This is a genomic window from Mucilaginibacter gotjawali (assembly GCF_002355435.1).
In the GTDB taxonomy this organism is placed as follows: Bacteria; Bacteroidota; Bacteroidia; order Sphingobacteriales; family Sphingobacteriaceae; genus Mucilaginibacter; species Mucilaginibacter gotjawali.
Genome location: NZ_AP017313.1, coordinates 5,512,024 through 5,529,993, shown reverse-complemented (window position 1 = coordinate 5,529,993; position 17,970 = coordinate 5,512,024). Strand labels below are relative to the sequence as shown.

Here is a 17,970-nt window from a genome sequence, read left to right as displayed (position 1 = left end):
TTTTTAGTGAATTTGCGCAAAGGTAACGTTGCAATGTTAAGTTAATGTTAAGTTTTTAGAACAGGTATGTTAGGGAAAGGTAAACTCTGCTTGGATTTTTGCAACGTGAAGCCAAAAGTGGAGCCTAACCCTTCGGTGCTTCGCACATTAATGGTTTGCTCATGGGCCTCAATAATGTGCTTCACTATGGCCAGCCCTAAACCCGACCCTCCTATCTGCCTTGAACGGCTGCTATCTGTCCTGAAAAACCGCTCAAATAGCCTGGGAAGGTATTTTTCCTCAATTCCGATGCCGTTATCGGTTACTTCAACCAGCACCTGATCATGCAATTCAAAGAGGCTAACAGACGTATTTCCTTCCTCGTTTCCGTATTTAAATGAGTTGTCGATCAGGTTTACCAGCACCTGGCGGATCTTTTCGCGGTCGGCATTTACCAGTATCGGCTCATCATATTTTTGTTTGAATATTAATTTAATGTTATGTTGTTTGGCTTTTATTTCCATCGACTCAAAAACCTCTTTTATAAGGTCGTTTATTTTGAACCGGGTAAGGTTAATCGGGATCTCGCCTGATTCAAGTTTAGATATTTCGTCCAAATCTTTGATCAGGTAACTCAGCCTGTCGACATTCTTTGCTGCCTTTGCCAAAAAATCACGCGCCAGCTGTTTGTCTTCAAATTCATCATCCTGCAATGCTTCAATATAACCCTGTATGGCAAAAAGCGGGGTTTTAAATTCATGCGAAATGTTGGAAAGAAAATCCCTGCGGAATTTCTCTTGCCTTTTCAGTTCATCAATTTCTATTTTCTTTTCCCTGGCCCACTCCTTTACTTCCTTTTCAACATCGTTTATCGGGTCAGAACTCAGCTGCTCGCCAAGGGCATCGCGCAGGTCGCGGCCGAGTTTTAAATTATGGATCAATTTATAAATGAGCTTTATTTTCGAATAAACGTATTTTTCTATCAGGTAATAGAAAATTATAAAACTGGTAATAATGGTAACAAAAAAGGTGATGCCCACATAATACCAGCTATGCTGAAAATAATAATTTACTGCTGATAGGGTGACAGCCACCGCGCCGGCGTTGATCAATACAAGTATTCTGAATTTCATACTTGTAAAGTTAATGTTTAGCCGTTAGAGATTGGTTAATTGGAGATTAGTTTTTTGGTTGGCTCCAACAGTTTTCCAATTGATGACTCCGGCGAAAGCTAGCGTGAGGCTTCAGCCCGCTGCTTGGTGACTTCCGCATCAATAGCGATGATCACCTCGTCAGAAAGGATCATACTGCTGCCGCCTATCCCGTAATCCTGGCGGTTTAGTTTGAAGGCGCCATTAAAAGCTAAAGTACTCCCTTTATCCACGCAGGTAAAGGGGATATCTATTAGTTTGGTTTTATCCTTAATGGTGAGGTTAAACTGCCCTGAATAGTTATTGCCGCTTTTATGTTTAATAGCAACTGACTTCAGGGTGATGGTAGGGTAATGGGCCGCATCAAAAAAGTCGGCGCTTTTTACATGTTCGTCCCGGCTTTCATTGTCACTGTTTAGCGTATTAACATCAACCGTTGCCTTTATCGTACTTGAAGAAAGATCGGCCGGATTAAAATGAATATCGGCTTGTAAGCCTCCCAGGGTGCCATCGGTGTAAATGCCCAGGTTTTTAATTTTAAAAGTGATTGCAGAACGGGTTACAGTGTTTTGAGCATCGGCAAAAAAAGTACTGAAAACGATAATTGCAAACAGGGGAAAAAGGAATCTCTTCATATGGCCAAATAACGAACTTTTTTATAAAATAATTAACCGCTATATTTCCTTTGACAAAAAAGTGAAAGGAAGGTTGCCTGTTTAACAAAATTTAACGTTGGCAAATAGACTAACGAAGTTTCGGAAACTTCGTAAATCTAAAAAGGACATTTAAAACTCGATATGCGCCCTGATTGAAAATACATTTACAGGTCCGCGATCGTGATTATAGGCCGGGTTGATGATAAACTGGTAATCAGGGCTTAAAAAGAATTTATTTTGGTAGGCATTCAGCTTATAATAAAATTCGGCAATCATCTCAGGCGCATAGTTTAATTTCCCATCGCCTATTAAAAAACCATAGCCGCCATCTGCCAAATATTGGCGGTGTGGTGCAGAAAGTCCATTGGCAACAAAAGCCAGGCCCATTTCATCGTCTTTTCTTTTCCAGCCGGTTCCTTTTAAAAGCCCTCCAAAGGTAAAAGAGCGGTCAATCTCCGTAAAAAACCAGGTTTGGGTATGGCCGTCGTTGTAACTGGCTTTGGCGAATACGCCAAAATCTTTGGTCAGGTACTGGTCCGCATTTACACCGAATCCGACTTTATGGCGTCCGTAGGCCTGCGTGGTATCAACGTTCGGTGCTGCGGAGTTCAATGCGATGGCCTGTTCGTAGTTTCCAAATTTGCCATTATTTAAAAAGCCTAAAATGCGTAAGGTACCTTTTTCGCCGCCTATAGTATACCTCTTTTCAAATTCAACGGTTTGCGTATTGGCTTTGCCAATTTTGGCATCCCAGGTGGATGAATTTGCCTGGGTAACATTCATGGTAAAAGCAAACCGCAATGTCCAGGCCGGTTGACCGAATTCAGTATAGGCACCCAAAACATAACCGCGCGTGTTGGCGGGATAATCCCAGGCGGCATTGTCCATCAGTGCCCAGTTCATAAATTGCGAACGGGGATCGTGGCTGAAATTATTCTGGTCAAAAAAATCGCCCATATTAAACTTGCCGATACCGAAAGAGAAATACCGTTTGCTCCGTAACCCGGCTAACTGCAGCTGATCACTTTCAAGCGTGTCTTTTTCTTTACCCCACTCAAAGTATTGCTGAAAGAACAAACGGGCGATATAAATTTTATTCTGTACACTGCCAACCCTGAAGGTTTCGCCATTTGGAAAACCAGCCACACCCAATGTTTTGCTCAGGCCGGCCCCGCCTGAAAGCTCCGGGTCAAAAATAACCTGTGCGCCTTTCCAAAGCCGCGCGTTACCAAAAAAAGTGGCTGTGAGGGATGTTTGCGTTTCATTCAGCGCCGACAGGCTGTTCTGCCCGCTATAAGCCGCATGGAAGCCCGGCTTATCCTGTGTAATAATAGTTTGCTGAAAATGAAAACTAAAATCCTCTTGTTTAACAGTATCCTGTGCAAAAGCTGTCTGAATAATAGTAATCAGAAATATAAATGGGTACAGTTGTTTTTTCATATTAAAATGGTGCAAATTATATCTTCAATTTAAACTGGATATTGTTTCAGTGTAAACACAGCAACTGCCTGTATTATAAATTTAAACAAAACTAATAATTTTTTAGACATGTCTAAAAAATGTTTTACAAAAGATGCTTTTTAAGAAAAGACTGTTGTTAATCAAATATTCCGGGCAATACCTCTTTTTGCACAGTAACAAACTGACAATTTCCGGAGATGAAAAGTTAAATCATCAACCTGCAAAACCAGCATCTGTTTTGCCAAAAATTATTTACTGCGAAGGTAAGTTTTAAGATAGTGCAATGGCATTGCATTAATTAACGCAATTACTGCAAACCCCTTTTACAAGCAGGTTCATTTCCTGAGGGGTAAATTTTGCGGGTAAGGTTATGCCGGGTATTTTGGAGTCGGGAAGACAAAAGGTTTCTTTACAGGTAACACAAAAAAAATGAACATGCATATCGTGGTGCTCATTCGGGTTGCATTCATCTAAGCACAAAGCGTATTTAGGCGAGCCTGTTCCATCGTCGATGGCGTGTACAAGCCCCTTTTCTTCAAAAGTTTTTAATGTACGGTAAATGGTGATCCGGTCAGCGGGGCTTAATCCTTTTTCTATATCACTTAAACTGATAGCAGCGCTTTGGCTTAATAAAAAATCAAGTACCAGCAAGCGCATAGCTGTAGGGTTGATGTTTTTATTTACCAGCTTTTGCTCTGTTATTTTATCCATACAAATAAAGTTGCTGATTTTAAATAGCCATGCAACTACGCTGTACAAAAGTATAAATTAGCACTCCGAATAAAACTGCTTTAAATAGCTTTCCATAAAGCTATTTCTTTGTTCAGCTAATCTTCTCCCGGTTTGGGTATTCATTTTATCTTTAAGGAGTAGCAGTTTTTCGTAAAAATGGTTGATGGTAGGTGCCGTGGAATTCTTATATTCCTCCTTCGTCATATTCAAATTCGGCTTGATTTCTGGATTGTAGATCTCGCGGCCTTTGAATCCGCCATAACTAAAGGCACGGGCAATACCGATTGCACCGATGGCATCCAGGCGGTCGGCATCCTGAACAATATCCAGCTCTATTGAATGAAAATCACTCTTATCAAAACCCGACTTAAAAGAAATATGCCTGATGATCTGCTGCACGTGTTCAGTAACAGGTTCGCTGACGCCTATACCGCGCAAAAAATCACCTGCTATTGCAGGGCCCAGTTCTTCGTTACCTCCATGAAATTTGCTGTCGGCAATATCATGAAGCAGCGCGGCCAGTTCCACAACAAGTAAATCGGCCTCTTCTGTTTCAGCAATAAGTTTTGCATTTTTCCAAACCCGGTGAATATGCCACCAGTCATGCCCGCCTTCGGCATTTTTAAGGGTTTGCTGCACAAAATCAACTGTGTTATTAATAATTATGCTATCCATATGATAAGATTGAATGCTTTTACCCGCATTATCATGCTTACTCATTTATCAACTCGACCTCAGCCACCGGGCTGAATAAATAAACCCGTTTTGAACTAACTTCAACGCACTTATAGCGCTTGCGCAGTTTCTCTTCCTTCCGGAAGACCCGACCGTCCTTGAGCTTAAAGATTGCTTTAATTGGCAGCTTTTCAACCGTATGTACAGCTTCTTTCGGCGCATCATATTTGCGCAATGACCGGTATAGTGTAAGGTCAGAACAGCTTGACGCCGCGGGATTATTCAAATAGCCGGTGATAGCCTGTTTAATATCTGATGGAAAAATGTCCTTTTCAAAAAAAGGCTGCATCATTTTTTTAAAGTTGTTCTTCCATTCGGTACCGTGTGGTTTGGCTTTGTGCTTATGCTCGTTCCAGGTATGCAGGTGCGCAAATTCGTGTACGGTAGTAACCAGGAAAGCATATTGGTTTAAATCGTAGTTAACAGATATGCGATGCCCTTTACCGTCATGCGGGGGCCTGTAATCACCAAACTTACTATTGCGGTTGCGCGAAATTTTAAATTCGCATTTAAAGTAGTCTATCCACCGGCCGATGAGCGGCGCAGCATCAGGCGGAAGATAGGTTTCAAGAATTTTTACTTTATCCAATTTTTACCTCGTTACAAAGATAGGGGTTTGGCACGAAAGGATAAAACACCGGCAAAAGGAAGATGAAAGCAATTTTAAACTTTTTAAATAAAAACTTATTCTTGCAGCCGGAATTATTATTAATTCATATAAGCCACCTTTTAAATTTGGAATTTCAATTTAGCGCAACCAACTAATCCTGATTATGATAAAAAAAACCGCCATAGCCTTTTCAATAGCAATTATTGTACTCATATTTTCGGGGTGCAAAAATTCATCAAATCCGCAGGTATTCTTTTTTAACTATAAGTTCATCGGGATAAGGGAAGGCCGCACTGTAAAATTCTACGAGACCCAGGATCAAAAAACCTGGAATTACAGCCCCGGAAAAGATTTTGTAAGCCCTGAAAGCATTAACGGGGTATTCCACTTCACCGGCCCTTACATAGGCGCCAAAAATGGGAACACGGTAAAGTTTTACATGACAAATGAGCAGGGAATTTGGAGTTACAGCCAGGGCAAAGACTTTACAAGCCCCGCTGAAATTGACGATATATTTTCATTCAGCATGTCAACCGTTGGGGTAAGAAACGGAAGAACAGTGAAGTTTTATGACACGCATAAAGACGGAAGCTGGACGCGTTCTATTATAAAAGACTTTATCATCCCATCAGATGTTGACGAAGCGTTCAGCCCCATCAGTAACTATGTCGGGATCAGGAAAGGAAAAACAGTAAAGTTTTATTCGATCAACGACCAGGGAGCCTGGACCTATATCCCGGGCCGCGACTTTATCAGCCCGAATAACACCGATGGCATTTGTTACCTTAAAACAGGGGTCATGGGTGTGTTGAGTGGAAGAACCATCAAATTTTATACCCTGAACCTAAACGGTACCTGGAGCTATAAGACCGGTGGTGATTTTAGTTTTTAAAGCAAAAAAGAGGGTTGCCGATAGCCTTTTATTTCAACAAATGATAGGCAATAAAACTTGCAGCATAGGCCAAAACCGTCATATAGGCAAATTGAACAGCCGGCCAGCGCCAGTTTTTGGTTTCGCGGTAAACCACGGCAACAGTACTGGCGCATTGCATGGCGAAGGCATAAAACATCATCAGCGAAAATGCAACTGCTAACGAAAATACAGGTTGCCCCGTCTGCGGATCTTTTGCCGATTTCATTTTCTTCTGCACCGTTTCCATTTTTTCGGCGCTGCCTTCTACACTGTAAATAGTGGCCATGGTGCCTACAAACACCTCGCGCGCGGCAAATGAGGTAATTAGTGCGATGCCTATTTTCCAGTCGAATCCAAGCGGTTTTATAGCAGGCTCAATAACATGACCCAGCACACCGGCGTAGGAGTTTTCCAGTTTCTCGGAATTAATGGCTTTAACCCGCTCATCCGGGGTAAGCTGCTTCCGGAATTCAGGCTGACTATATTTTTGTTCGATCTTTACAAAACGGTCACCCGGGCCATAGGAGGCGAGGACCCACAATATCACCGATATCGCAATGATCACCTTGCCGGCCTGCACCACAAAGGCTTTTGAACGTTCGTACATGCTATAGGCAACATTATTCCAGCGGGGCATGCGGTAAACAGGCAGCTCCATAATAAAATATCCCCGTTCGCGCCCTTTTAGTATCAGTTTAAACGCAAAGGCCACAACGACTGCTGAAACGAGGCTGAAAATATACATCCCCGTAAGCGCCAGGCCCTGCATATTAAAAATCCACCAAACATTGCGGTTAGGTACAACCAGCGCTATCAATAAAGTGTAAATAGGCAAACGGGCCGAACAGGTTACCAATGGCGTAACCATTATGGTGATCATCCGGTCTTTCCAGTTTTCAATGGTGCGGGTACTCATGATAGAAGGCACCGCGCAGGCGAAACCGCCGATCAGCGGCACTACCGACTTCCCGTTCAGGCCAACTTTGCGCATCAGCTTATCCATCATAAACGTAACCCGCGACATATAGCCCGTATCCTCCAAAATGGAAATAAAGGCAAACAAAATGGCGATCTGCGGGATAAATACCATTACGCCGCTTAAACCACCAATAACGCCGTCAACAACCAAACCCGTTAACGGGCCGGCAGGCAACAGGCTGTGCAATGCATTTTGCACCCAAACAAAAGCATCGGCAATAAGTTCCATCGGGTAGGCCGACCAGGCAAAAATGGACTGGAACATAAACAAAAGGATGCCCATGAAGATGAACAGCCCGAAAACACGATGCGTTAGCACCTTATCTATTTTGTTACTTACCGTTTCATCTTTAGCTGTTTCGGGGATCTTTACGGTATCATAAAGGAGCTCGTTTATAAAATTATACCGGGCGATGGTTTCCTTACCCTGCGCCTTTTGCGAATGGAAAGAAAACTCATGTTCAATTTCTTCAATGCGGTCGCTCTCGCTTGCCGAAATGAATTTTATGGTCTCGTGCTGGTGGGCCAGCTGCAGTGCATAATATGGGTTCCCAATTTTAAACTCGCTGCTGATCTGCGCGATCAGTTCCGGAGCGATGGATTGAACGTCAATTGACTCTGACTGTAAAGCGATTTTATTTGCAAAGGTGATGGCTTCTTTTAATTTTTCAATTCCCTCACCCTTTCTTGCCGCAATCGGAACAACGGGGACACCCAGCTTTTTGGCAAAAAGATCGACGTTTATTTCGATGTTGCTTTTTTTAGCCAGATCCATCATATTCAGCGCGATGATGACCGGTATTTTCAGGTCGGCTACCTGTGTATAAAGCAGCAGGTTTCGCTTCAGGTTGGTGGCGTCAATAATCACAACAACCAGGTCGGGTGTAAGCGGGTTGGCTTTGTCTGCTAAGATGGAAAATACAATGGATTCGTCCTGGCTTTTCGGATAGAGGCTGTAAGTGCCGGGCAGGTCGATAATTTCGGCAGTGCGGCCGTCAGGCAGTGTAGCGTACCCGGTTTTTTTATCAATAGTTACCCCGGGGAAATTTCCTATTTTTTGATTTAAGCCGGTTAATGTGTTAAAAAGAGTTGATTTACCGGTGTTTGGGTTTCCTACAAGTGCAACTCTCAGATCGGTTTTCAAGAGGCTAAAAACTACTGCAAAACAATGGTCGATGCTTCAAATTTACGAAGGCTAAGCTGGTAACCAGATACATTGATGGCAATCGGGTCGCCCATAGGGGCAATACGTGCTACGGTAACCTGTTCACCGGGCAAGCATCCCATTTCCATCAATTTTACTGACATTTCAAGGTCTGTAAACTCTTTTACAATTCCCATTTGGCCTGGTACAAGTTCTGAAAGCGTCATAATTAATTAAAATCTTAGTCAAAGATAGAGCTTATTTAAATTTAATCCAAATAAGATTACGTGATCTTCGTCACATTTAAATGTGCCCAAAGTCATTTTTTTAACTGTGATATACGGTGTTTCCGGCCGGCCGGGTTTTAACCGATCCGAATTTAGGGCACCCGCAGCCTTTAAATATACCGCATGATGACATAGAGATTAAACACAACAAGCCAATAATTATTAACGCGTTTTTTTTCATAATTTATACTGCTACGGGTTATTGTTCTAAATTCCGTTTAAAGCCCGATAAAAAATCCGGCAGGCATTGTCAAACAGCTAACTGTTAAAACTCATTACGGCGCCCAATGTTGTTCAATAGGTCCATCATTATCATCAACTGTTATACGCTACTATCCCGGTGAATTGTTTCCGGGCTAATTAAAGAAATACGGCGCTCGTTTACAGTGCCTCCCGTCGAAATAAACAAACAAGGCCCGCAAAACAGCGGGCCTTGTTTGTTTTCAACGTCTTTTTAAACGCCTATGAGTGATTTATAACTTTCGGCTGATAATAAACTCTCCAGATCAGCAACGTCATTCAGGGTAGCTTTAACCATCCAGCCCTCGCCGTAAGGATCAGAATTAACCAGTTCCGGCTGTTTGTCAAGCGCAGGGTTTAGCTCGTTAACAGTACCGGCAGCCGGCATAAACAAGTCCGAAACGGTTTTTACCGCTTCAACCGTACCAAAAACTTCATCTTTGGCAACTTCTTTACCCAACGAGTTGATATCAATATAAACAATGTCGCCCAATTCGCGCTGTGCAAATTCGGTGATGCCTATCGTGGCTTCATTGCCTTCTACTTTAATCCACTCGTGGTCTTTTGTGTATTTTAATCCAGCCGGAAAATCCATATGTTTTTTTATTTGATGGGTCAAAAATAGTAAAACTTTATTTAAAAGTTTGCTTGTTTAGCGCTTAGTCCCCGGTAGCTAAAATAATGGCCGGTAGTAGATCTGAACCAGGTAGTACGGTGGTTGCTTTAACCTATTGCGATAAAAATTTTTAGCGGCAAAATCCCCTTTAAATTCAATTCCGTACTTATCTAAAAAACCGGTATGAAAATATTCTGCATAGGGCTGGCGGCCTGTCTGTCGCTTTTTTCAGGGGGCGTGCCTAATAAAACCGTAAGTAAGGTCGACCTGAAAAACTTTTCGGGCACCTGGTATTCTCTTTACTCTATCCCAACGTTGTTTGATAAGGGCAGCCGTGAAACCACCACCCATTACAACCTTAATAGTGATGGCTACTATGATGTGGCAACCACCTGCCGCGACGAGGACAATAAAATCCGCACCATTCACTCCAAAATATTTCCTGATAAAAACACCCGCGACGGGCAGATGAAAGCCCAGTTTATATGGCCAATTAAGGTAGATTACTGGCTGATAGACCTTGCCCCTGATTATTCCTGGGCTGTGGTGGGCCATCCAGATTACCGTTTCCTGTTTATCATGAGCCGCAAACCGCATATGGACAAAAAGCTTTACGATGAAATTGTTGCCCGCTGCAAAGCCATGGGCTACCCGGTTGAAAAACTGGTGTCGCAACAGTTCCCTCACGCGCTGGAATAAAATGTTCATTTAAAATTTTGTCCTTCCATTACAGCTATTGCTTATCCATCATCGGATGAGAAATTAATAAGCAGCACCACCTGATCTGTTATGCTTTAAATTACAACTTCTGCATCTGTTTTATTATTGTTAGATCTTTTTACTTTGTTTTAAACAAATTACCAATAAAATGGACTCGACTTTAATCGGCGAACAAGAGATACAACAATTGAGGGCTGCAACAAAAGGGACAGCGCAAAAGGTCCACTTCAATAATGCGGGGGCCTCGCTGCCGCCTGACGTGGTGGTAGATACGGTGATCAACTATTTGCTTGAAGAAGCCGCATGCGGCGGCTACGAAACTGAGGCCAAATACAAACAACAATTAGATAACACTTACGATTTGGTAGCCCGCCTCATTAATGCTGAAAAAGAGGAAATAGCCATGGTTGAAAACGCCAGCACCGCATGGATGCTGGCATTTAATGGCATTGATTTTAAACCGGGCGACGTGGTGCTTACTACCGAAATGGAATATGTAACCAACCTGATCGGTTTATTAAACGCCAAAAAAACATTGGGTATCGAATTTAAAGTGATCCTCAATGATGAATATGGTAATTTTTCACTGGAGGCTCTGGAAGCAGCCATTTCGCCAAAAACCAAACTCATTGCGGTTACGCATATCCCTTCAACCGCCGGCGGGATGATCCCGGTTGTGGAGATTGGCCAAATAGCCCGCAAACATGGTATTTTATATTTGGTAGATGCCTGCCAGAGTGCCGGGCAAATTCCGGTTGACGTAAAAGAGATCGGTTGCGATATGCTGGCGGTAACCGGTCGCAAATACCTGCGCGCACCACGCGGGACGGGTTTTTTATTTGTGCGAAAAGCGGTACAGGATCAGTTAAAACTTACCTTTATCGACGGCTCCACTGCGGCCTCAGTTTCGGAAGATGATTTTAAAGTGCGCGATGATGCGCGCCGCTTCGAGCTTTACGAAAAAAATCGTGCCCTGATTCTCGGCCTTGGCAAAGCGGTGGAATATGCACTTGATATTGGTGTAGACAGGATCTGGCTGCGCATACAATATTTAGCCGGACTGTTGCGCAACCAGCTGGAAAATATAGAAGGCATAACCGTTCACGACGCAGGGGACCAACAATGCGGCATTGTTACCTTTTCCGTAAAAGGGATGGACAGCGCGACTGTAAAAAACCTGCTGGGTGAAAAACAGATCAATGTATCGGTCGGCAAAGCGGTATCAACCCTTATCTATATGAATAAACACCACCTAACCAGCATTGTACGGGCATCGGTCCATTATTATAATACTGAAGAGGAGATAGAATTTTTGTGTGACACACTGAAAACTATATTAAAATAAGATCTTTGCCCCCTCCGCTTCGTGATCTTTGCGAAATCTTCGTGCACTTAGTGGTAAAAATTAACCACCAAGTGCACGAAGGCATCACTATGGACACAAGGAAAATATCGATTTGAAACAGATTTTGCTTGTTACCACCACCTGCGCCTGTACGAATCGGAATGGTTGCCAAATAAGTTAAATAATAACAAAATAACGGCTATTACAATAATGATGTGGATGGCATCGCCGCCCACGTGGAAGGCAAAGCCCCCGAGCAGCCAGCTGATGATCAGCACAACCACTATAATATAAACTAAACTTCTCATGGCTGTACAACCAGCGGTATTAGATAATGTTTCGAAAGCATTTGGATATCAGTAATTTATTTATTTAAGATAATCATCCCGGTATATTTTGAAAAGTATGGTGGTCACACGTTATTCTCCACACACTTTTTCCCTTATTCAACCGTTCAGCAAATAGTAATTGTAAATTGAACCTTTTTACTATTTTTGTCAAAATTCTGAAGCGATGAGCGAACTCATTAAAAAACAAGTTAACGATGCCAAAGCGCACATGGACAAAGCCATTGACCATTGCGATGGCGAATTATTAAAGATCCGCGCAGGTAAGGCCAGCCCTTCCATGCTGGATGATATTTATGTTGATTATTATGGCAGCCCAACCCCGCTGAGCCAGGTGGGCAGTGTAAACACACCTGATGCGCGTACCATTGTGGTACAGCCATGGGAAAAATCACTGCTGGGGCCTATTGAAAAAGCCATCATGGAAGCCAACCTGGGCGTTAACCCGCAAAACGACGGTGTGATCATCCGCATCAACGTACCGCCGTTAACCGAAGAACGCCGCCGCGACCTGGTAAAAAAAGCCAAGGCTGAAGCTGAAACCGGCAAAATTGCCATCCGCAATATCCGTAAAGAGGCAAATGAAAAGATCAGGAAACTAAAAACTGAAGGTGTATCAGAAGATGAAATGAAAGTTGGCGAAGCCGAAGTTCAAAAGTTAACTGATGCTTATATCATCAAAGTGGATAGTCTTTCCGCAGCGAAGGAAAAAGATATTATGACGGTATAAAACCGGTCAAACACATAATTTATTAAAAGCCATTTCGGATAGAAGTGGCTTTTTTATTTTTAGTCTGCCTTGTCAGAAATATTGGTTACCACAAGGAAAGGGTCGCCGTTATACTGTTTCTCACCCTCGAATACCAGGCAGGTTAAATACATAACGTCGCCCGGTTTACTATGGTTAATATCGAATTGGATGCCCTGTCGCATGACTATATCATATAGTTCCGATGACGCTGGCAACCTAAAACTAATGGCACTCCCCCCGCAGCAGCTAAGAAAATAGTCTTTGTACCGGAGCTTTTTCTTTTGGCTCATTTTAAGAAACTCAGGTTCGTCACCACTCCGGTGAAAATCCCTGTAAATGGCCTTTATCGTTATCCTCGCTTTGCCATTTTTAAAAACCAGGTGATTTAGAAATCTAAACGCGGAGGTGTCGGTCTGCGCAAATAATTTTGCAACAAAAAATACCGATAGAAACACAAATAAAACGAGCTTTCGCATGACGGAAGATATCCAGACTAAAAATACGTAAAATGTCAAATTAAACCGAACATTCCATAATACCCGTTTGCTTTTTTATTTTTGTTGAAAAACACTCATAGTCAGCATGAAAATACTCCTGTCCTATTTAAAGAAACACCGCTGGGTGGTAGTCCTTGCCCTTGCTCTTGCGGGTTTTAACATTGGCTTTTCACTTCTCGACCCAATGATCACCGGTAAAATAATGGACAAATACATCGTTCCAAAAGACCACCAGGTACATTCTTTTGATTATCGTTTTTATGGCGCGCTGGGTATGATTGGTTTGGCTGTAGGCGCCGCTATGGTATCGCGCATTGCCAAAAACTTCCAGGACTATTTTACCAATATTATCACCCAGAAAACCGGCGCCGAAATGTATGCCGACGGGCTAAAACACTCCCTTGAACTACCTTACCAGGTTTTTGAGGACCAGCGCAGCGGCGAAACCCTGGGCATATTGCAAAAGGTGCGGTTGGATAGCGAGAAATTTATTACCTCCTTCATCAGCGTTCTTTTTGTGAGTTTGATCGGGATGGTGTTCGTTATCGTTTACTCTTTAAAGGTAAATTATATGGTAACGCTGGTTTATTTTGCTGCCATTCCAATTATTATGTTTGTAAGCCTTGCATTAAGCAAACGGATAAAAACCATTCAAAAAAATATCGTCTCGCAAACTACTGCGCTTGCCGGTTCAACTACCGAATCATTAAGAAATATTGAACTTGTTAAAAGCCTGGGCCTGGTAAAGCAGGAAATTGAACGCTTAAATAATACTACCTATAAAATCCTCGATCTTGAATTAAAAAAAGTAAAATATGTACGCAGCATGAGTTTCGTACAGGGGACCACGGTAAACTTTGTGCGCAGTTGCATGGTGTTGGTTTTGCTAGTTCTAATTTTTAAAGGCACACTAACGCCGGGTAATTATTTAATGTTTTTGTTTTACTCTTTCTTTCTGTTTAATCCTTTGCAGGAATTGGGCACAGTGATCCAGTCGTGGCGCGAGGCACAGGTTTCCCTGGCTAATTTCGAGGGGATATTGAATACGCCCATCGACCCAAAACCAGAAAAACCGGTGCTATTGGAAAAAGTGCATAAACTGGCATTTGATAACGTAAGCTTTAAACACTTAACTGCGAACCGCAACGCGCTTAACCATATTAACTTTGAAACCAAAGCCGGCGAAACCATTGCTTTTGTAGGGCCCTCAGGATCAGGCAAAACTACCCTGGTTAAACTATTAGTAGGCCTTTACCAACCACTGGAAGGTGATATTTTATACAATAACACCTTAAGCAAGGAGATTGACCTTGATCAGCTGCGCGAAAAAATTGGTTTTGTAACCCAGGATACCCAGCTCTTTTCGGGCACTATCCGCGAGAACCTGCAGTTTGTGCGCCCTGGCGCTACCGACGAGGAGTGTATGGACGTATTACAGCGCGCCGCCTGCCAAACCCTGCTGGCAAGGGCGGACAAAGGCCTGAGCACCGTGATCGGTGAAGGTGGCGTAAAAGTTTCAGGTGGCGAGAAACAACGGCTTTCCATTGCGCGTGCATTGTTGCGCCGGCCGGATATTTTGGTGTTTGACGAAGCTACCTCCTCGTTGGATTCCATCACCGAAGAAGAGATCACCGATACCATCCGCGATGTATCCGAATCGGTGAGCCATATTACGATACTGATCGCCCACAGGCTCTCCACCATTATGCATGCCGATAAGATCTTCGTGCTGGAAAAAGGGCATATCATCGAATCAGGTCAGCATTACGACCTGTTGAATCAAAAAGGATTGTACTATGCCATGTGGAGGCAGCAGATCGGGGAGAAGGTTTCTTTGGAAGTCTAAAGTCTTGAGTCGAAAGTCTTAAGTCAAAAAAGCACAATGGAACTGCGCGACCATTCGTAAAATAAGAATAGGGGATTTTCGAGTAAAGAATAATGCGACTTAAGACTCAAGACTTTCGACTCAGGACTTAAACGCTGATAATCCCCGTCTTAACGGCGAAGATCACCAGGCCGACAAGGTTTTTGGAGCGGGTTTTTTCGAAGAGGCGGGCTCGGTAGCCTTCAACGGTGCGCACGCTGAGGCATATTTTATCGGCAATTTCCTGGTTGGAGTATTCCTGGCAAACCAGTTTTAAAACTTCTATTTCGCGTTCGTTGAAATCAGCCAGCGATTGGGGGGCATTGCCCGGCTGCGTATTGCCTGCCAGCTGTTTGATCAGGGTGATGGAAAGGTGTTCGTTAAAGTAATAGTCTTTTGCAAATACGGTTGATACCGCTTCAATGATCTCCTCGGGCTCGGCATTTTTAAGCAGGTAGCCCGATGCGCCGGCCTTCATCATATCCACAATGTATTTGTCTTCATTAAACATAGATAACGCCAATACCTTGATATGGCTAAAATGCTGTTTTACCCAGGCGGTAGTTTGAATGCCATCCATTTCGGGCATTTTTATATCCATCAAAATAACATCCGGCGTTGTGGCTGCAAGCTGGGCAATTAACTGCTTGCCATTTGATGCTTCCATTACCAAATCAAAATCAGCACAATCTTCCAGGGTGGCTTTTAACCCGTTCCTGAAGATTTTATGGTCGTCTGCTATAGCTAACCTGATCTTTTTCATATCGTTATAAAAAGAATTCAATAAATATAACTAATTACCCTCATTTGGCAGCGCTACCCTAATAATAGTTATTGCGCCGCTTTGCGGCTTTGTATAAATATTAATTTCCCCGTTGATCAATTTTACACGGCTTTCCAGGTTTTTCAAGCCGTACCCATGTTTTACATTGGCCATATCAAACCCTTTTCCGTTGTCCTTAAATTCCATTACCAGCCAGCCATCCTGCGTGGTAAGCGTTAAATGGATGACAGTAGCCCCCGAGTGTTTAATGGCATTGCCGAACAATTCCTGCGCTATGCGGTAAAAAGCAAGGTCGATCTCGGGCTTAAACCGTACCCCGTTCAGTTTTTTTTTCAGGTTTACCTTCACCCCGGTATTTTGTTCAATCTTAACGCAAAGCCCTTCCAGCGCTTCAAGCAGCCCATAATCAGTAAGCACCGGTGGCAGTACATTCTGAATGATATTGCGGATCTCGCTGATGCACTCGTCTGCCAATTTGCGGGTATCGGCCATCAGGGGCTGGGTGGTTTCTGTTGTACAGCTTTTCTCCAGCCGGTGCAGGTTAAGTTTTATGGCTGACAGTACCTGCCCCACGCTGTCGTGCAGGTCCTCGGCCAGCCTTTTGCGTTCGCCTTCCTGTGCCTCAAAAACGGCGTTCAATAACCCGGTTTGCTTTTCATCGTGCAGTTTACGCAACTCCACCTGATTTTTGATCATTTTCCGCTGGTAGATGATCACGAAAAAAAATAAAAAAATCAGCAGGATAACAATTACAATCGTGCCTGTAATTAGTACCGGGACTAAATTACTTTCGGTTGCAGCTGGGGTCGCAGTTTTAATCAGCGCCGGTATTAAGTGATTTTCTGAGGTTTGCAAAGCAGTCCGACTGTATATAAAATGTTAGCAATGGTATTACTGGTGCTATGTATCATATAATATTCCTGCTTCTCATCCTTGCTAAAGTGTTTAAAAAGCATAAACAAAAATATATTAATGGCAAAGTAGAAAAGCACACCTGAATTTATCCAAAACAAGCCTTGCTTTTCTATATGTATAAATTCCTGCCTGTTTAGGAGTTGGTAAAAATAAGCCAGCGAAAAACAGATCAGCAACACACTTAATACTGTGATGGACAATGAGGGATATTCCCATATCCCTTCAACAAAAATAATATTAAATATAACGATGAGCAGTGCCAGGCCGGCCAGCGCTATAATTGCTTTTTTTACCGATGGCTTAAAAAAGGCATAGTAATAAATAGCGGTAAAAAACAAAATATTGATCACAATAAAAAGATGTATCAGGGGCATGTTGTTAACCACCCCCTTCATCATTGTCATTAGTTCAAGAATGAGATCAATTAAAAATGCTATCAGGAAAAATACACCTGCTATTTTCAATACTTTATCCAGGCTTTTGTAATTGTACAACCAGGCTATTACTGGTAAAACACCCGAATAGGTAGAAAAATTATCCAAAATAGAAGCTGCTGACATAGCCCGGTACTGTAACGTTAGGTTAATCTATTGTCCCTGTTAAAACATTGGTTGGGCATCCGGGGGAACCAGGACATGGAGTTGACATTTCACCCACGGTATATATTTTGGGAGCCGGTCCGCCCATCAGCGGTGCAGCGCCTGGTGCAACAGCAGCTTCTGCTTCAAATGCTTCCGTATGGATCTGGTCGGTACCATCAGCCATGGCGCCTGCAATAATCAAATGTTTTTTTCCGCCGCGCGGTTCGTCATAGGCATAATAAAACCGGATGCCCAGGCAGCCTGGCTGTGAGAGGATTTTTTCGAGGATCTCTTTTCCAAAAAACTGGGAGATGGTTTCTCCGGGGTGCCTGTCGCGGTAATGTTTTGTCCAGCTGGCGGCAACTTTTAAATCGATCGGGCTGCCTTCCCGGCCGGTAAGGTGTGGTTTTCTGTTTTCCATTTTCTTAATTGTTGTGGTTTAAATAGTTTGCTAAAACTAATGTTAATTAGTCATAATTTCAAACTATACAAGCGCACAATAATGACCGGAAAAAGCAACAGAAATTCCACAATATGCTTATTTTCAACAATTAATAAATTAACCGGGGATTTACAACTGCGTAATGTCACGTAGTTTTACGCAGCAAATTCCGTAGTAGCACGCGGGCAAAAAAAGCACTTTTATGGCTGCCTTTTATAGCAC

At 42.9% G+C, this 17,970-nt stretch carries 20 protein-coding genes; 5 read left to right on the top strand and 15 right to left on the bottom strand.

Annotated features, from left to right (window positions below):
- Positions 1-47 precede the first annotated feature (47 nt).
- From MgSA37_RS24455 to MgSA37_RS24430, 6 genes are all read right to left on the bottom strand, one after another.
- A complete protein-coding gene (locus MgSA37_RS24455; protein ID WP_096355920.1) occupies positions 48-1,112 on the bottom strand; it encodes a sensor histidine kinase in 1,065 nt (354 codons plus the stop codon).
- A gap of 98 nt (positions 1,113-1,210) precedes the next feature.
- Entirely contained in the window at positions 1,211-1,765 is a 555-nt protein-coding gene (locus MgSA37_RS24450; RefSeq protein WP_096355918.1) for a YceI family protein, read from the bottom strand.
- A gap of 150 nt (positions 1,766-1,915) precedes the next feature.
- Positions 1,916-3,226, bottom strand: a complete 1,311-nt coding sequence (locus MgSA37_RS24445) for a carbohydrate porin (protein WP_096355916.1) — start codon at positions 3,224-3,226, stop codon at positions 1,916-1,918.
- 315 nt (positions 3,227-3,541) lie between these two features.
- Positions 3,542-3,958, bottom strand: a complete 417-nt coding sequence (locus MgSA37_RS24440; protein WP_096355915.1) for a Fur family transcriptional regulator — start codon at positions 3,956-3,958, stop codon at positions 3,542-3,544.
- A gap of 57 nt (positions 3,959-4,015) precedes the next feature.
- The gene (locus MgSA37_RS24435) at positions 4,016-4,654 is read right to left on the bottom strand and encodes an HD domain-containing protein (protein WP_096357726.1); all 639 of its coding nucleotides are present in this window, start codon (positions 4,652-4,654) and stop codon (positions 4,016-4,018) included.
- 37 nt (positions 4,655-4,691) lie between these two features.
- A complete protein-coding gene (locus tag MgSA37_RS24430) occupies positions 4,692-5,303 on the bottom strand; it encodes a SprT-like domain-containing protein (protein WP_096355913.1) in 612 nt (203 codons plus the stop codon).
- 184 nt (positions 5,304-5,487) lie between these two features.
- Here MgSA37_RS24430 and MgSA37_RS24425 point away from each other — a divergent pair, with 184 nt between their 5' ends.
- Positions 5,488-6,216 (top strand): hypothetical protein, encoded by a 729-nt coding sequence (locus tag MgSA37_RS24425; protein WP_096355911.1) that lies wholly within the window; start codon positions 5,488-5,490, stop codon positions 6,214-6,216.
- Positions 6,217-6,244: 28 nt separating this feature from the next.
- Here the strand turns inward: MgSA37_RS24425 and feoB are convergent, their stop codons facing one another.
- From feoB to gcvH, 3 genes are all read right to left on the bottom strand, one after another.
- Complete coding sequence (feoB, locus tag MgSA37_RS24420; protein ID WP_096355909.1) at positions 6,245-8,359, bottom strand: ferrous iron transport protein B; 2,115 nt, start codon at positions 8,357-8,359, stop codon at positions 6,245-6,247.
- Positions 8,360-8,370: 11 nt separating this feature from the next.
- The gene (locus MgSA37_RS24415; protein WP_096355907.1) at positions 8,371-8,586 is read right to left on the bottom strand and encodes a FeoA family protein; all 216 of its coding nucleotides are present in this window, start codon (positions 8,584-8,586) and stop codon (positions 8,371-8,373) included.
- Between the two features lie 514 nt (positions 8,587-9,100).
- The gene (gcvH, locus tag MgSA37_RS24405) at positions 9,101-9,481 is read right to left on the bottom strand and encodes a glycine cleavage system protein GcvH (protein WP_096355904.1); all 381 of its coding nucleotides are present in this window, start codon (positions 9,479-9,481) and stop codon (positions 9,101-9,103) included.
- Positions 9,482-9,685: 204 nt separating this feature from the next.
- Between gcvH and MgSA37_RS24400 the strand changes: the two genes are divergently transcribed.
- Positions 9,686-10,201, top strand: a complete 516-nt coding sequence (locus MgSA37_RS24400; protein ID WP_096355902.1) for a lipocalin family protein — start codon at positions 9,686-9,688, stop codon at positions 10,199-10,201.
- 169 nt (positions 10,202-10,370) lie between these two features.
- The gene (locus MgSA37_RS24395; protein ID WP_096355901.1) at positions 10,371-11,567 is read left to right on the top strand and encodes an aminotransferase class V-fold PLP-dependent enzyme; all 1,197 of its coding nucleotides are present in this window, start codon (positions 10,371-10,373) and stop codon (positions 11,565-11,567) included.
- Between the two features lie 131 nt (positions 11,568-11,698).
- On the opposite strand, the gene MgSA37_RS28425 is transcribed toward MgSA37_RS24395, so the two are convergent.
- Positions 11,699-11,875: a lmo0937 family membrane protein gene (locus tag MgSA37_RS28425; RefSeq protein WP_157750719.1), complete on the bottom strand. Its 177-nt coding sequence runs from the start codon at positions 11,873-11,875 to the stop codon at positions 11,699-11,701.
- A gap of 205 nt (positions 11,876-12,080) precedes the next feature.
- Here MgSA37_RS28425 and frr point away from each other — a divergent pair, with 205 nt between their 5' ends.
- Positions 12,081-12,644: a ribosome recycling factor gene (gene frr / locus MgSA37_RS24390; RefSeq protein ID WP_096355899.1), complete on the top strand. Its 564-nt coding sequence runs from the start codon at positions 12,081-12,083 to the stop codon at positions 12,642-12,644.
- A 59-nt stretch (positions 12,645-12,703) separates the two neighbouring features.
- Here the strand turns inward: frr and MgSA37_RS24385 are convergent, their stop codons facing one another.
- On the bottom strand, positions 12,704-13,141 hold the full coding sequence (locus MgSA37_RS24385) for a hypothetical protein (RefSeq protein WP_096355898.1): 438 nt from the start codon (positions 13,139-13,141) through the stop codon (positions 12,704-12,706).
- Positions 13,142-13,247: 106 nt separating this feature from the next.
- Between MgSA37_RS24385 and MgSA37_RS24380 the strand changes: the two genes are divergently transcribed.
- Positions 13,248-15,008: an ABC transporter ATP-binding protein gene (locus tag MgSA37_RS24380; RefSeq protein WP_096355896.1), complete on the top strand. Its 1,761-nt coding sequence runs from the start codon at positions 13,248-13,250 to the stop codon at positions 15,006-15,008.
- Positions 15,009-15,135: 127 nt separating this feature from the next.
- Here the strand turns inward: MgSA37_RS24380 and MgSA37_RS24375 are convergent, their stop codons facing one another.
- The 4 genes from MgSA37_RS24375 to MgSA37_RS24360 form a co-directional block, all read right to left on the bottom strand.
- Entirely contained in the window at positions 15,136-15,789 is a 654-nt protein-coding gene (locus MgSA37_RS24375) for a response regulator transcription factor (protein ID WP_096355894.1), read from the bottom strand.
- Positions 15,790-15,819: 30 nt separating this feature from the next.
- Positions 15,820-16,506 (bottom strand): sensor histidine kinase, encoded by a 687-nt coding sequence (locus MgSA37_RS24370; protein ID WP_157750718.1) that lies wholly within the window; start codon positions 16,504-16,506, stop codon positions 15,820-15,822.
- A 134-nt stretch (positions 16,507-16,640) separates the two neighbouring features.
- Positions 16,641-17,285 (bottom strand): hypothetical protein, encoded by a 645-nt coding sequence (locus MgSA37_RS24365; RefSeq protein ID WP_096355890.1) that lies wholly within the window; start codon positions 17,283-17,285, stop codon positions 16,641-16,643.
- A 22-nt stretch (positions 17,286-17,307) separates the two neighbouring features.
- Positions 17,308-17,727, bottom strand: a complete 420-nt coding sequence (locus MgSA37_RS24360) for a hypothetical protein (RefSeq protein ID WP_096355888.1) — start codon at positions 17,725-17,727, stop codon at positions 17,308-17,310.
- Between the last annotated feature and the right edge of the window lie 243 nt (positions 17,728-17,970).